Below are 16,396 nucleotides of genomic sequence, written 5' to 3'. Positions count from 1 at the left end.
TTTTTCTCATACCAACATATATGTTGCAATTAAAAATTTTCAATGTATAAACTACTTATTTTAAAAACATTTGTTATTCCCTTCTTAAAGAATCTACCGGATCTAATTTAGCTGCCTTGTTAGCTGGGAATAATCCAGCCACCATACTTATTGCAACGCTTAATGCAATCCCGAAAATTTTGTAAGAATTCTTTATTAACACCAAATCAATATGAAATAACTTATTGGACATTATATTTATTCCTTTCATAGCAGCTACTGAAAATGCAACTCCAATAACTCCCCCAAAAAGACCAATTAAAAAAGCTTCACAAATAAAAATTCTTCTTACATCCTTACTTCTTGCTCCAATAGCTTTAATTATTCCTATTTCCTTAGTTCTTTCAACTACACTTATGTACATAATAATTATTATCATGATTGCAGAAACCATTAAAGACACCCCGGAAATTCCAGATAGCACATATGTTAAAATGCTTATCATCTCATTAAACATATTTACCATCTCTTCCTCTGATGAGCCCGAATATCCAAGCTCCTTAACTTTGTCCTTAATTGAAGCAGTATATTTATCATTAGTTGTTTTTAGATACATAACATTAGGATTTAATTTATAATTATTAGCTGAATATAAATTCTCCAAATCCGAATAATTCAATAAAACAGATTTCATTATTGCCGTAAGATCTCCGCCTGCAGTAGTATAAATTCCACTTATTACGAAATCCTTAGTCAATACTTTCTGATTCACGAAAATATGTAATGTTGCTGTTTTCCCTATAACGTCTCCTCCAAGCTTATCACTAACAGCCTTATTTACCAATATCTCTCCAGCCTCTGGCAGCTCTCCATCATGAAGATTTGATTTTGTTATGTCTGATGATATAGTCGAAAGTCTCATAATGTTACTTCCACTGCCATTGCAGCTTATAGAATTAGCTCCCATTGAGATTTCAGTAAATCCCTTTTCTGCAGACGCTACATTTTCTATTTCCGATAACTTTTGAATATCCTCGTCTTTAAATGGACTTTGCTTATTTATGTTAGGTTTTTGTATCGTGCCAATATCAAAATCTACTGTTTCTGAATCATCACTAGGCATATTAACTTCTATTACCATTGGATTAACATAGCTGTTCATAGTGTTATTAAAATAAGCCTTAATTCCATTCCCAAAAGAAAGCATTAAAATAAGGCTCATTATTCCTATGCTTGACCCTATAGAAATAAATATATTACGTATTGCTTTTTCCTTCATATTATTAAGAGCTAACTTTACGGAATCTAAAATACTAAGATTTTGTCCTCTTCTTCTAAAATGCTTTTTATCACTGCTTTTAACTTCATCATAACTAATTTCATTTTCTAATTTAAATAAATCCTTATCATCAATAATTTCACCATCTGCTATCTTAATTACTCTACTGGAGCAGGCTGCTATCTTTTCAGAATGGGTAACCATTATTACAAGCTTTCCTCTTTCTGCAATTATCCTCATTATTTCAAGAACCTGCATTGAAGTTTTTGAATCCAAACTGCCTGTTGGTTCATCTGCAATAATTATTTCCGGATCATTAATTAAGGCTCTTGCAATAGCAACTCTTTGCTTTTGCCCTCCAGACAGCTGATTTGGTTTCTTGTAAATATGATCTTTTAAGCCAAGCTCATCTAACATCTTCTCTGCACGCTTAATACGCTCTTTCTTTCTGACATTTGATAAAGTCATAGCCATAGTTACATTATCCAGAATAGATAAATGAGGTATTAAATTAAAACTTTGAAATACAAATCCTATTTTATTTTTCCTATATGTATCCAGTTCTTTCTTTCTTAATTTTTTAATATTTTCTCCATTAACAAACAATTCCCCCCTATAGTTAGAGTCTAGTCCACCTATTATATTCATTAATGTAGATTTTCCACTACCAGATTCTCCAACAATAGATACTAATTCGTTCTTATTAAAATATAAATTTATATTTTTTAACACATGGATCTTTTCATTCCCTTTTGATTTATAATATTTATTAATATCTTTTAGCTCTAATAAGTTCATCTATACTCCCCTTTTGTATATCTTTATTATTAAAATTCAGCATTTAATTTATGCTCTTCTTATAATCACAGCATTCCCCTCAATGCCAGATTATTTTAATTACGTTCTAAGCTTTTTAGAAGCGTATATAGTGTATATTTTATAATAAACAAAATAAAATATTAATAATCCTATTATAGCTCCACTAAAATCAACTAATATATCACTTACCATAGAAGTCCTTCCAGGTACAAAAGACTGATGGAACTCATCGGTAACTGCATAAAACAAACATGTAAATAGTATATAAATCACAGCACCCTTCCCTTTCTTGTTGAAAGAAAATATTGCACTGCTTACAAAAACAGCTAATGTCATGTATAAAAATCCATGAGCATTCTTTCTAACTATATGATCTAATTCACCTAACTTTGCTGATTGTAAATTAGTTGTATTTTTATTAGCTTGTACCACGCTTCCTGTTTCTGTACCTCCATTTGCCTTTTGATCATTATTAGTACTTTTATCTGCCTTTATCTCACTTGTATTCTTATCTTGAGTTTCAGTTTCTATTTTTGATTTTGCATTCTCAATTATTTTAACTACTTTAATGCTCTCCCCATGAGAAACCTGTCCATTATTACTTGACATATAAAATATAAATCCCATCCAAAACAAACATAAAATTATAGTAATTTTCTTCATTCTAATTACCTCTCTAATTTATTTAAATCATAATTTTTTCAATTTTATCTTTTACATTTACTACAAAATAGATTTGTATACTATTATACCCTATGAACTTATCACTTAAAACCAAAAATCATGTTAAAAACATTAATTTAATAAAATTGTCATACTCAGTTAATCAATATGAATATTTTCTTTATTTTTATAAATAAAATTAATATCTAAATTAAGGAATTTTTTTATTATTTTTAAAATATGTATTAATATGGAAAAATTTTCTGGTATAATTTAGTTATTACCTTGAATAATTAGGAGGTGGCTTTATGCACTTTTTTAACATATTAAAAAAGAAGTATGATGAATATGGGTTTGATTCAAAAGGATTTCATAAAAACGGTACACTATATGATGAACGTGGTTTTAATAAGAATGGGCTTCACAAAAACGGCACATTTTTCAATAGCGAAGGGTACAGCAGAGAAGGATATGATAAAAACGGATATGACAAAGATGGCTTTAACAGTGCCGGCTTTGATAAAGATGGATATGATAGAAATGGATTTAACATACTTGGCTATGATAGAAATGGAGACTATCTAGAAATGAGCTACGAATGGAAAAAATCAAGATAATAAAATACAAAAACTTATGCAAATTAGGCGCTATCAAATAAATAACAACTCCACTTGCAATGATATTTATTTTCATGTGCCTTATAAAAATCATCTTCATCTGAATAACTAGAAAAACCATAGAGATTTAAGTTTCTCTATGGTTTTTCTGTTACAAAGCATTATTCTATTCTATCGTGCATGCTCATCGCCAAAAAGCACACTAAATGTCTTTATGATTAAAATTACGTCAATCAAAATATTTCTTTCCCTAACATATTTAATGTCTAATCTCATCCAATCTTCAAAGTCAATATCACTTCGTCCTGATACCTGCCAATAACAGGTTAAACCTGGTTTAACTTTTAATCTTTTAAGCATCCAATCTTCAAAGCACATAACTTCTTTTGGAAGAGATGGCCTCGGCCCTACTAAACTCATGTCTCCTTTTAATATATTAAATAACTGTGGCAGCTCATCTATACTTGTTTTTCTTATAAACTTGCCCACTTTTGTAACTCTAGGATCATCTTTAAGCTTAAACATCGGTCCACTCATCTCATTCTTTTCTTTCAGCTTGTCCTTTAATTCTTCTGCATTTGTTATCATTGACCGAAATTTATACATCTTAAAACTTTTCCCATCCTTCCCAACTCTCTCTTGAGAAAAGATAGAACTGCCTGATGATTCAGCTTTAATCAAAATAGCTACAATTAAAAATATTGGGCTTAAAATTATAAGTCCAATTGCTGAACATATGACATCCATTATTCTCTTAACAAAATCATATAAAATCCAGCTGTTTTCCAGCTGTTCTTCTAGTAAAATCTCCTCCCTATTAACTTGTAGTTGCTGCATATTATTCTCCCCCTTATGAAAGCATTATTAAATGATTATAATAAAAGCTAATACCATAGAACTTTTTTTACATGCAAAAAAACCAACCTTTATATATAAATCATAAAGGTCGGTTGCACTGATAACTCACCATATATAAAGTGCCCAAAATAAAATATATGGATCATAGTTTCCTTAATAAAAAGTCATATTAGATTTTTGCTTATATAAATAATCATTCCATACATAAAATTTACAATTTGTTTATCTATATGATTATAACCTGTAAAATCATACTTAATATTAATTATTTACCAAGGCTATTTTACCATATATATACTCACATGTTAATATATTCAGCACTACAAAAAAATATTAATTTTTTTTTTACTTCTAAAATATCTTTTTAAATACCCGTCAGAAGCTTGTTACTAACCTGCTAAAAATTTATCTTAACTTTTCTATTTCATCAATAGACAATCCAGTTTTACTTGCTATAGTTTCGTTATCTAATACATCTAATAAATTTTCAGCTATTTCAAAAGCTTTTTTCTTTTCTCCATCCTGCATACCTTGCTCTATACCTTTTTGCATTCCTTTTTCTTCAGCTGTTTTCATTTCCGCTATGTAATCTCTAAGTCTTTTCAAATCATTTTCATATATTTCTCTTTCTTCTCTATCTAAGTACATAACATCAAGTTTTTCAACAGCTTTCTTTACGGCTTCATCTACTGCTAATTCTTCTGGAATTCTATTTTTTTCAAGTTCGTATGCTCTATTCAAAAAAACAATCCATCTATCTAATGCCGTTTTTACGTCTTTATAATCCTTTTTAAATTTATTTAATTCTACAAAATGCATTTCAAATACAGTTGATAACTCTTTTTTACTTTTTTCATTGTAAACTTTGTATACATTATGAAATTCCTCTTCATCTAAATAATCAAAATCCAGAATATTTATAGATATAGTTTTTCTCAGCTTATCATAATTATATCCGCCTTCTAACTGATCTGAATATACCTTTGCCCAGTAATAAAATGCTCTCTTCTCATAAAAGAGCTGCTCTGAAAGCTGCATCTCTATATCATACCAAATTCCTCTTTCATCTACTGCTTTTATATCTAGTATGCTCATTTTATCTTTCTTATAATTTGCTATATTATAAGGGTTTTTAAGGTATACATCTTTTATCTGCTGATCTTCTGACAGCATTGAGTTTATAAATGAAATTAAAATGTCTTTATTTTCTTCACTTCCAAATAGCTTTTTAAATGCAAAATCAACCTTTGGATTCAATCTACACACAAGCTTCACTCCCTTTCTAATACATATTCATATTTAACATCGCTTCTATTAATATTATAGCCTATAAATTATTTCATTAAAACAAAATTGCACTAAACTTTCATTTAGTGGGACACCCCCATAATATGCTATTTCACTTTTATCATCAAGGCTGTTCTTTAATTCTTCTGCAAATGTAGATTTTCCACTACCGGATTCTCCAACAATGGATACTAATTCATTTTTTAAATATAAATTTATATTTTTTAACACATGAATATTTTCATTTTCTCTTGATTTGTAATATTTATTAATATCTTTTAACTCTAATAAATTCATCTATACTGCACTTTTGTATACCATATCATTAATATTAATATTTAATTTATAATCTCCTGCTAGTCAATTACATTCTCTTAATTATAAATTGCCCCTAATTACACGCTGCACTCTTTTATTAAGCATCCTAAGCACTCAACTTATTTTTGTAAAAAAAATTTATGGTTTAACTAAACTATTTTTTTGCTATTTTTATTTAACAAAATATTCATTTAGTGCAACGCTTATACTTTGTAAATTCTCACAAGAGTCTGACCCTTTATAAGAAAATCATGTCCCAACCTGCTAACGATAAGATTTTTGTAAAAACAATTTGAATTTTTGGTTATTTGATGGTAATATGGTATTTAGCGAATAATATGTAATTATTTGTATTAAACATTAAGTTATGCATAAAATTACATTTACTATATTCAGTTAATTCTATTAAATTATTGTGGAAAGATATCATGATGTTTTGCACAATTTCTTTTTCTTTTAAATTATACTCTATTTTTGCTTTATCTGCGTATATTACTCACAGGGGGAAACTAAATGGATTCAGAAACAACATCTATTGAAGAAATTTTTCAAATACTTAAAAAGAAATGGAAATTAGTAATTATTTTGCCACTTATAACAACAGCAATATCTATTTTTTATAGTTTTTATATAGTTAAACCACAATATGAAGCTTGCACTAAAGTCTTTGTAGGTAAGGAAACTGCGGACAAAGAAAAGTATGATAATAATGATGTAGAAATGTATCAAAAATTATTAAAAACTTATTCTGAATTAGCAAAAACTAACACTTTAGTTTCAAAAGCGCTAAAAGAACATAACATAGATTTACAATCATCAGCTGTACTTAATACTCTTACAACAATTCCAACGGCAAATACTCAAATACTAGAAATAAGATATATAAATTTAAATAAATCATTAGCTAAAGATACAGTTTCTGCAATAACTGATGAATTTATTAAAGAAACACAGGAGCTTATCCCTGATAGCACCGTGAAAGTAATAGAAGATGTTGTAATATCTGAAACATTGACTAGTTCAAAGAAAAGAATGTATGTAGCTATAGGATTCATAATCGGTCTTATGTTAAGCCTCGGAATTATTTTTTTAATAGAATTTCTTGATTATACATTTAAAGACAAAGAGAAATTAGAAAGAATTGTTCAGCTGCCGACTTTCGGCATAATCCCTGATGACACTAAGGTACGAAAAATAAAAAATCATATAGCGCTTATAGTAGAAAAAAAGCCAAAATCTATTGTGGCAGAAGCTTACAGGACACTAATAACCAATATCCTATATTCTGAATCAGAAAAAACTATCAAAACCATATTAGTTACAAGTTCAAAATTGCAAGAAGGGAAATCAACAGTAGCTGGAAATTTAGCTTTATCTTTTGCTGAAAACGACAAAAAAGTAATAATAGTAGACTGTGATCTTAGAAAGCCTTCTTTACATGAAAAATTTAATATATCTAATACTTCTGGTTTATCTGATGTTATACTAAAAAGAGACTCCTTAGATAATGTAATTCAAAAGCATAACAAAAACCTTTATGTAATCTCTTCTGGGAAATTTACCGAAAAACCAGCAAGTATGTTAGCATCTCAAACAATGGATGATATACTAACTGAATTAAAGCAAAAATACGATATAATCCTGCTAGACAGCCCGCCTGCCCAAGCAGTTACTGATGCCCAAATTCTATCATCAAAAGTAGACTGTACTTTAATTGTAATACGTTCAGGCCTAACAAATGCTAAATCAGTATTAGAAACCAAAAACCTATTAATAAAGGTCAACGGCTTAGTAATTGGAACTGTGTTACATAGAACTGAGTATAATAAGGATACATATTATTATAGAAGTCATGGTTCCAGCAATAAGATTACTAGAAGTCTGCTTGGTTGAATTTCGTGCTTCTGGATCTAAAGAGAATAGCTGTATGAATATAACATTATATTCATACAGCTATTTACTTAAAACAAAAATTGCACTAAATAATTCTTTAGTACAATGCTTGTACTTGTAAAATTTTAGGTCTCTTAGGTGCTGTTGAGGAACTTGTAACTCACTTGAGCCGGTATAAAAAAACTAAATTAGTTTAAAATACTAGATACTAAACAATAATAAGGAGTATTTTGAATGATAAAGAAACAAAAACATAATTTTATGTTAATATTACTTTTCTTATGTATACTAATATTCATCTTCCTCCCTATAAATCTCTGTCTTCCATTGTTAAAATATGCTAGTATTTTCTCAATTTCAGACTCAAGTTCAAATGATAACTCAAACGAAAGTAATTCTACTGAAAAAAGAGCTACTCCATCATATGATAAAATAATAGGCAAAGAAGGATTGTATCATTATAGAGTACTTTTTTGGGTTCCTAAAGAAGCTACAAAATTTATCCCTTATGCTGATACTGGAGTGATAACAGATGTTTCTTCTCATGGATCTATAGAAAAGTGGTCAGTAGAGGAAACTAACACAACTAGCGCTAATGAAAAGCTGATCTTTATTTTTGTTCCTAAAACTTTTGTTTATTTATATGGAAAGGGATTCGAAAAAGTCATTCACTTAAAATACATGTGATTAAAAATAACTTCAAGTTCCTCTTTCAACATTACATAAGATTTAAAGTTCCTTATTTTTAAGTACATCCTCTTAGTTTAATCGTAAACGGTAGACAATAAGTACCTCGCACCAGGTTTAAATTTTTGAGATAATTAATCAAAGCTTTAAAAAACTACAAGTTTTTCAAAGTAACTAAACTAGTTTTTTGGAGGTACTAATGGATAAAACAACTCATGAAATGCGATTAATGTTATTTGTACATATTATCATAGTATTTTTGATAATCACAAGATGTAACATTATTCATCCATTCTTTATTATCTAAATACCATTTAATAGTTTTCTTTATTCCAACTTCAAATGTAGTTTCAGGATACCAGCCTAGCTCTGCTTTTATCTTATCAGGGGCTATTCCATATCTTCTATCATGGCCTTTTCTATCGTCTACATACTTAATTAAATTCTCAGTTACGTTTTTATCAATATTTTCATTTATATATGATATAACTGTTTTTACTATTTGAATATTAGTTCTTTCATTATGCCCGCCGACATTATAAACTTCTCCAAGTCTGCCGCCATTAATAACCATATCAATTGCTTTTGCATGATCTTCTACAAAAAGCCAGTCTCTTATATTCATTCCATCACCATATACAGGTAAATCCTTATGATGCAGACAGTTATTTATTAATAATGGAATTAGCTTTTCAGGAAATTGAAATGGCCCATAGTTATTTGAGCATCTAGTAATGTTTATAGGCATTTTATAAGTATCATAGTAAGCTTTAACCATGAAATCAGAACTTGCTTTACTCGATGAATATGGACTATGAGGATCTAATGGTGTTGTTTCCATAAAGAATCCTTCATCTCCTAAAGAGCCATAAACCTCATCAGTTGATACATGAAGAAACTTAACTCCTTCTTTAAATCCATCTTCTGTTTCCCATGCATTTTTAGCACAATTAAGCATATTAACTGTTCCAAGTACATTAGTACTCACAAATACTTCTGGTTCCTTTATACTTCTATCAACATGAGATTCTGCTGCAAAGTGAACAACATAATCTATATCATTATTTTCAAATAGACTTAAAACCAATTCTTTATCACAAATATCCCCTTGAACAAAGGTATATCTTTCATCATTCTCGATTGATTTAAGATTTTCTAAATTTCCCGCATAAGTTAGTTTATCTAAATTTATTATCTTAATGTCCTTATATTTATTTAACATGTATAAAACAAAGTTTGAGCCTATAAATCCAGCTCCACCTGTAACTAAATATGTTTTCATTATTACAACCCCTTTATTTTACTTATCTAATTTACTTATAAATGATTTTATAGCATCCTTCCAGTCTCTCATTTCATCACCTATAGTATTTCTAAGCATCATATTATCAAGAGATGAATACTCTGGTCTTTTTGCTGGAGTTTTATACTCCTCTGAAGTACAAGGTTTAACTTCACATTTTTCGCCAGATAATTCAATTATCATTTTAGCAAAGTCATACCAGGTGCATTCTCCTTTACCTGTACAATGATATATGCCATACTCTTCTGTTTCTATAAGCTTTAATATATGATAAGCTAAATCATTAGCATGAGTAGGATTACCCCTTTGATCATTAACCACTGTAATCATGTCTTTCTCTTTTCCAAGTCTTCTCATGGTATAAACAAAGTTATGTCCTACATAACCATAAAGCCAAGCTGTTCTTACTATAAAGTACCTTGATGAAAATTCTCTCACATAATTTTCACCTAAAAGCTTAGTCTTTCCGTATACACTATATGGAGCTGTTAAATCATATTCAGTTAATGGTTTATTTCCTACTCCACTAAATACATAATCAGTTGATACCTGCACTAATTTAGCTCCAACTTCCTCTGATGCTATAGCCAAATTTCTAGGACCAATTGAATTAACCTTAAATGCAAAATCTTCATTACTTTCACAGCCATCAACATTTGTTGCTGCTGCACAATTAATTACTACATCAGGTTTTAAATTATTTATTTTATCTTTAACTTGCCCTAAATCAGTTATATCTAATTCATCTACGTCTAATGCTATGACTTCAGATTTTTTTATAGCCTCTGAGACTTCACCTATTTCAGCTTTTCCACTTTTTATTATATCTATAAGTTCATTACCTAATTGACCTTTTGAGCCTGTTATTAATATCTTCATAAATTCATACTCCTTGAAATTTTACAATCTAAAATCTTCATAATCACTTAAATCTAATTCTTTAAGGCTTGGATGATTTTTATCCTTTTCAGATAAAATTATATTTTCTATTCCATCCATTGGCCACTCTATATTAATATCTGAATCATTCCACATAACTCCACCATCATATTCTGGAGCGTAAAAATCCGTACATTTGTAATTAAATACAGCTTCATCTGAAAGAACTAAAAATCCATGAGCAAAACCTTCTGGAATGTAAAATTGTTTTTTATTTTCTTCACTTAAAACAACACCTTCCCACTTACCATAAGTGGGAGATCCTGTTCTTAAATCTACTGCTACATCAAAAACTTGACCTTTAGTCACTCTGACAAGTTTGCCCTGGCTATGTTTTCTTTGAAAATGAAGCCCTCTAAGTACACCTTTGCTAGATCTAGATTCATTATCTTGAACAAAATTCATATTAAGGCCAGCCCCTGAAAAATCCTCCCTATTATAAGTTTCCATAAAATAACCTCTGTTATCTCCGAAAACTTTAGGTTCTATTATATAAACTCCATCTATGCTAGTCTTATTAAAATTAAAATTCCCCATTTTTCTTAACTCCTTATATAATTTTAGTTGATGCAATCTCTGATTTAACCTTTTAAAGTTCCATTTCTTCTACTATATCCATTAAATACTTACCATATCCAGTTTTCATTAATGGTTTAGCAAGTTCAATGACTGCTTCTGAACTTATCCATCCTTTTCTGTAAGAGATTTCTTCAAGGCAAGCTATATATGTTCCCTGAGTATTTTGTACTGCCTCAACAAAATTAGAAGCTTGAAGCATAGATGAATGAGTTCCTGTATCAAGCCATGCCATTCCTCTGCCTAATAATTGAACCTTTAATGTTCCTTCTTCCATATAAACTTTATTTAAATCAGTTATCTCTAACTCACCTCTTGGTGAAGGCACTAACTCTTTAGCTTTTTTAACCACTGAATTATCATAAAAATAAAGGCCTGGCACTGCATATTTTGATTTTGGATTTTCTGGTTTTTCTTCTAAAGATATAACTTTTCCATTATCATCAAATTCAACTACACCAAAAGCCTTTGGGTTCTGAACATAATATCCAAATATACATGCACCACTTTCTAAACTAGCTGCTTTTCTTAAATGTTCTGTAAAGCTTTGTCCATAAAAAATATTATCCCCAAGAACCATTGCTACATTATCATTTCCTATAAACTCTTCCCCAATAATAAATGCTTCCGCAAGACCATTAGGATTTTCCTGAACTGCATATTCAACATTTAAGCCTAATTCTTGTCCATCTTTAAATAGCTCTTTAAAATTAATAATATCTCTTGGTGTAGATATTATTAAAATGTCCCTAATTCCTGCAAGCATCAATACTGACATTGGATAATAAATCATTGGTTTATCATATATTGGAACCATTTGTTTTGACATTGCTTTGGTTACTGGATATAGCCGAGTTCCTGAGCCGCCTGCTAGAATAATACCTTTCACTTTTAAATCCCACCTTCACATCTTTAATCAGAATATTATCATTTTTATTAAATTATTAATACTTATATATGAATTTATCTAAATAGAAGATTCACTATATGTATAGAACTTACTAAATTACAAGGATAAATTCCCAGCATATAAGATATCAATAAAATGTATCTTGCTACTAGTAGCGAAGCTATCTATCAAAAGCACTGTCTGCACCATGTAGCATACGTTCCCAAAGCCATAACATACAACTTTTTCCCACTTACAAGCAATTTGCAATATAAAGTAAAACCCATCATCTTCTGACGCTGATTTGGTAACGAAAATGCAAGCGATAAATTTTAATCGTCTCTAATAGTTTTTACTGAAATTTTATACGATAAATGTAATTATAGCAAATTTATAGATGACAGCAAATAGTATAACCATAACTTCTAAAGTTCTAGCAACGAAATGCCTCACAAGTATATAGATAACTACTGTAAATTATATTAAATGAATTATTGTTTTCGTTATACTTTCCATATATATTTCGACAGTAACATTCACCATTTCGAAAAATAAATTGAATTGTATCCAATAAAAACACACCTATTAAATAGATTTTTTACAATTATTATACTTTCGCTTTCTCCTTTTTTCTAATATATCATACTTTTTTATTATATTTTCTTTGCAATCTAATACAGTAACCTTATTATTAGTATAATAATAAGTAATTTTTATCATAAACTAAATCTTGTGGTACACCTTGACTTTCTCTGGTAAATAGCGCTACAATACTTACATACATTAAAAGTCGGATTGCTAGTATCATTTTCAGCTGTATGCACTATAATCAAATTTCTGTCATTATCAATTGCAATCTGTTGAGAATTAAAATAATTAATCTTTATTATTTTTTTGTAGTATTTTTTTTACTAGAAATTTTGAATCATGATAAAAATCCTCTAAACTAACTTTTGTTCTGCTTAAAATATATACTCTATTTGGTGTATTATACCCAACAGCAATAAATGGTATATTATTTTTTATTCCTATAGTCATCCCCTCACTTTCACCACTCTCATTTACATTAACTACCTTTGTAATATTGCCATTTAGATCCATAACAGTAATCTTATTGTTTGTAAATAGATAAAGTTGGTTCTGATAATAGTCTAAACCTTGAGGAACACCTTGATTGTGTACAGTAAATTGTTTAATAATCGTTCCATCAAATTTACAAATACTAAACGTTGGATCTGCTGTATCGCTGGAAGCAGTATGAAGTATTAATTGATCATTGTCATTATCTATTGCAATCAAAGCAGAATTTCCTAAACTATTATAGTTTAAAGTATTTACTATACTTGGAGTTGTCGCAGTCATATCTATTTCATATATAAAAGTAGGATTTGTACCACCACCATTACAAGCATAAATGTGACCATTAGATTTCCTATAGGCTAAACCTGCGCTATGACCAATTCCTATCTTTTGAGTTTCCTTTATAAAATTTCCATTAGAATCATATTCTCTAATTATTCCTTGTCCCCGCCCCATATCGAAACCAGCATAGAAAACATCATCATTATAAGTTATAGCTTGAAAATTATCTTTTTGCATAATATTAAATGCTAGTTCAAACTTATGGTTACTATTTAAATTTAAATCCAAAGATTTTAATTTTTCTTTTTTGTAGAAATGATAGCCACAACCAAAAACTATTAATAATAAAGTTACAAAAATAAGTATTTTTTTCATTTTATTAATCTCCTTAAAAAATATATTGTATAAATTTTTAAATATAAGCTCATTTGTATCTCTTTATTATTTTAGCTGAGTTTCCACCAAACACAACGCAATCTTCATCAAATGATTTTGTAACAATAACTCCAGCTGCAACTATAATACCTTTTCCTTTTAATTTTACACCAAGTAGAATAGTAACTGATGATCCGACCCATGTATGGTACCCTAAAAGTACTTCACTTTCAACATGATTTTTTTCTGTATTCTTTGTGCTACATGCATTATGACACCATCATTCATGCAATATTTATCGCACTATTCACATTATCAGGACGTATGCAATTATCCTACCTTTTAATATTAAACTATCAGTTTTCCAGTAAATTTAGTTTCATAGTACCAATGTTTTAATCTATTTTTAAATTTATGTAGAAATATATATATTTCCACCAATAATCTTAAGTAATCATTTTAATTTAAAAATATATCACATATTATAAATCTCCCTTGCTAAATAAAATCAATCATACCATAATTCAGCAAAATCGTGTTATTATGCATCAATTTGTTCTTCATCTAATAAATCAATTTTTATAATCACCCAAAGCTTTTAACTATTAATAACCATGTTCAATAAAATTGACTGAACTGTCTATAACAAATGGAACAAATTTATCTTCTTTAGCATTGTTATTATAAAACTTCACTTGCATAACTATATTATCATTATTACCAGTTAAATTACTTATTTTGTGAAACACTGTGTTAAAAGTAAGAATTTGTCCATATGTATTCTTATTATAGCTTTTTTTGCAAAACCTCTTTTATTCATCTCCTTAATATTATTAATTAACTATATATTCTAACTCTACCTATTATCATAATTTTTATCATACAACCCCATCGGATATAGTAGAAATATTTACTACCATGCCCTCTGATGTTTTATTAAATTGTATTGTTATAGCTAATCCATTTGCGGCAAAATTCGCTGTTAGTTACAATTCCAAATTCGAATAATTTTCAATCAAGCGAAATGAAATACCTCCAATATTACCGAACAATATCTTGTTTAGCAAAATATTTATTGATATTTTCTTTTTCCACGCCTTATTATTTTATAATATTCTTTAACTTACCTTTAGACATAATAAATTTAAGTGCCATTAAATTTGTTTCTTCTTTGAGCACACCTAAAATTATTACATATATGATTGATCCAGTTATTCCTTGTGTTACAGTTGTTATAATTTTTGCACCCATATAAATTCCTATAATTTTAACTATAATATACATTATTGTTGATGATATAATATATTTTATTACACTAAAAAAAAACGCCTTTTCATCAATGTTATTCCTTAAAGTAATATATTGAATTAAAGTAACGCTAAATTCAGCAATTACTGTCGATATGCATGTTCCAACTGCTTTGTACTTTGGTATTAATATAAAATTTAATATTACATTTACTATTGCTCCAATAGTTACAGATATAGTGAACTCATTTGTTCTATTTGATGGCAACAGATATTGAGTACCTAAAACATTACTTATTGCTATAAAAAATAAAATTGGTGTTAAAATAATCATCAAATATGAAACAACTCCAAAATCAGGACCAAAAAACCACGGTACAAATTCACTTGATACAGCTGCTAATCCTACTGCCATAGGAATAGATACATATGCAATGCCATTTAAACTTTTGTTCAAATATCTATTCATTTTCTCATTATCACCATTAGCAAATGTATTGCTCATTCTTGGTATCATTACTACTCCAAGTGCAGTTACTAATCCCAATAATAACTTTATTATTTTTTCAGATTGTTCATAAAGTCCAACTTCTCCAGTGTTAGCTAAAATTCCAAGCATTGTTTTATCTAATGCTAAATATATTTGAATTGCTATTTGAGGTATAAATAATTGCAAGGATGGAACAATATGCTTAATTATATCTGAGAATTTTATCCTTATCTTTGAAACTGTTTTAGGAACATACATCCACATTGCTAAATTTCCAAGCAATGTCATAAGTGCATTTATAGTCACATATTTATCTAAATCATCATAACTTTTTACAAATACAAAAATACACGCTACCCCTATTATCTTTACAGCTAAATTCCTCATAACAGTTTTCTTAAAATCCTCCAACCCCATATATAACCAAGATATATCAATAATGGCTGCTATAATGTTCATAGATTGAATTAAATAAATTGATCCATATGTTCTGTTTAATCCAAAAAACACCATGTAACTTAACAGAGCAATACTTGTTGTTATTAGTTTAAGAAGAGTTATAGACCAAAATGTTCTAGACATTTCTTCTTTATCATCTCTTACATAAGCAATCTGCCTATTTCCATATATAGACATTCCAAGTGTACCAAAGATCACAAAATATTGAACGATCGAAAAAGTATAACTATATACTCCTATACCTTGTTTTCCTAACACTCTTGATATATATGGAACTGTTATTAATGGCATAAATAAAGTTACTATTTGAAGTAATAAATTGTACATGAAGTTCTTTGCTATACTTTTGCTCATCT

General features: G+C 28.8%; 14 protein-coding genes and 1 riboswitch. Of the genes, 3 read left to right on the top strand and 11 right to left on the bottom strand.

Annotated features, from left to right (window positions below; translation table 11 throughout):
- Window positions 1-73: 73 nt before the first annotated feature.
- On the bottom strand, window positions 74-2,056 hold the full coding sequence (locus CLOBL_RS04910) for an ABC transporter ATP-binding protein/permease (RefSeq protein ID WP_077857998.1): 1,983 nt from the start codon (window positions 2,054-2,056) through the stop codon (window positions 74-76).
- Window positions 2,057-2,155: 99 nt separating this feature from the next.
- Window positions 2,156-2,740, bottom strand: coding sequence for a VanZ family protein (locus CLOBL_RS04905; RefSeq protein WP_077857997.1), 585 nt, complete (start codon window positions 2,738-2,740; stop codon window positions 2,156-2,158).
- A gap of 308 nt (window positions 2,741-3,048) precedes the next feature.
- On the opposite strand from CLOBL_RS04905, the gene CLOBL_RS04900 reads away from it, so the two are divergent.
- The gene (locus tag CLOBL_RS04900; protein WP_077857996.1) at window positions 3,049-3,357 is read left to right on the top strand and encodes a hypothetical protein; all 309 of its coding nucleotides are present in this window, start codon (window positions 3,049-3,051) and stop codon (window positions 3,355-3,357) included.
- A gap of 171 nt (window positions 3,358-3,528) precedes the next feature.
- Here the strand turns inward: CLOBL_RS04900 and CLOBL_RS04895 are convergent, their stop codons facing one another.
- From CLOBL_RS04895 to CLOBL_RS04885, 3 genes are all read right to left on the bottom strand, one after another.
- Window positions 3,529-4,194: a sugar transferase gene (locus CLOBL_RS04895; protein WP_077857995.1), complete on the bottom strand. Its 666-nt coding sequence runs from the start codon at window positions 4,192-4,194 to the stop codon at window positions 3,529-3,531.
- 98 nt (window positions 4,195-4,292) lie between these two features.
- Window positions 4,293-4,377: riboswitch (cyclic di-GMP riboswitch) on the bottom strand.
- Window positions 4,378-4,620: 243 nt separating this feature from the next.
- On the bottom strand, window positions 4,621-5,481 hold the full coding sequence (locus tag CLOBL_RS04890) for an Rpn family recombination-promoting nuclease/putative transposase (protein ID WP_077857994.1): 861 nt from the start codon (window positions 5,479-5,481) through the stop codon (window positions 4,621-4,623).
- A gap of 54 nt (window positions 5,482-5,535) precedes the next feature.
- The gene (locus CLOBL_RS04885; protein ID WP_077857993.1) at window positions 5,536-5,799 is read right to left on the bottom strand and encodes an ATP-binding cassette domain-containing protein; all 264 of its coding nucleotides are present in this window, start codon (window positions 5,797-5,799) and stop codon (window positions 5,536-5,538) included.
- 534 nt (window positions 5,800-6,333) lie between these two features.
- Here CLOBL_RS04885 and CLOBL_RS28455 point away from each other — a divergent pair.
- On the top strand, window positions 6,334-7,713 hold the full coding sequence (locus CLOBL_RS28455) for a polysaccharide biosynthesis tyrosine autokinase (protein ID WP_077857992.1): 1,380 nt from the start codon (window positions 6,334-6,336) through the stop codon (window positions 7,711-7,713).
- Window positions 7,714-7,947: 234 nt separating this feature from the next.
- Complete coding sequence (locus tag CLOBL_RS04875) at window positions 7,948-8,400, top strand: hypothetical protein (protein WP_077857991.1); 453 nt, start codon at window positions 7,948-7,950, stop codon at window positions 8,398-8,400.
- A gap of 232 nt (window positions 8,401-8,632) precedes the next feature.
- Here CLOBL_RS04875 and rfbB read toward each other — a convergent pair whose 3' ends face one another.
- From rfbB to CLOBL_RS04845, 6 genes are all read right to left on the bottom strand, one after another.
- A complete protein-coding gene (gene rfbB / locus CLOBL_RS04870; protein WP_077857990.1) occupies window positions 8,633-9,682 on the bottom strand; it encodes a dTDP-glucose 4,6-dehydratase in 1,050 nt (349 codons plus the stop codon).
- A gap of 18 nt (window positions 9,683-9,700) precedes the next feature.
- Window positions 9,701-10,582 carry a dTDP-4-dehydrorhamnose reductase gene (rfbD, locus tag CLOBL_RS04865; protein WP_077857989.1) on the bottom strand — a complete coding sequence of 294 codons (882 nt, stop codon included), beginning with the start codon at window positions 10,580-10,582 and terminating at the stop codon, window positions 9,701-9,703.
- A 21-nt stretch (window positions 10,583-10,603) separates the two neighbouring features.
- Entirely contained in the window at window positions 10,604-11,179 is a 576-nt protein-coding gene (rfbC, locus tag CLOBL_RS04860) for a dTDP-4-dehydrorhamnose 3,5-epimerase (protein ID WP_077857988.1), read from the bottom strand.
- A 52-nt stretch (window positions 11,180-11,231) separates the two neighbouring features.
- Window positions 11,232-12,107 carry a glucose-1-phosphate thymidylyltransferase RfbA gene (gene rfbA, locus CLOBL_RS04855; protein WP_077857987.1) on the bottom strand — a complete coding sequence of 292 codons (876 nt, stop codon included), beginning with the start codon at window positions 12,105-12,107 and terminating at the stop codon, window positions 11,232-11,234.
- 876 nt (window positions 12,108-12,983) lie between these two features.
- Complete coding sequence (locus CLOBL_RS04850) at window positions 12,984-13,844, bottom strand: hypothetical protein (RefSeq protein ID WP_077857986.1); 861 nt, start codon at window positions 13,842-13,844, stop codon at window positions 12,984-12,986.
- Window positions 13,845-14,945: 1,101 nt separating this feature from the next.
- Window positions 14,946-16,394, bottom strand: a complete 1,449-nt coding sequence (locus CLOBL_RS04845) for a flippase (RefSeq protein ID WP_077857985.1) — start codon at window positions 16,392-16,394, stop codon at window positions 14,946-14,948.
- Window positions 16,395-16,396 lie beyond the last annotated feature (2 nt).

The sequence above is a fragment of the Clostridium sp. BL-8 genome (genome assembly GCF_002006495.1).
Taxonomy (GTDB): domain Bacteria; phylum Bacillota; class Clostridia; order Clostridiales; family Clostridiaceae; genus Clostridium.
The sequence above is the reverse complement of the archived record's forward strand: the minus strand, read 5'-3'. Positions and strand labels throughout refer to the sequence as shown.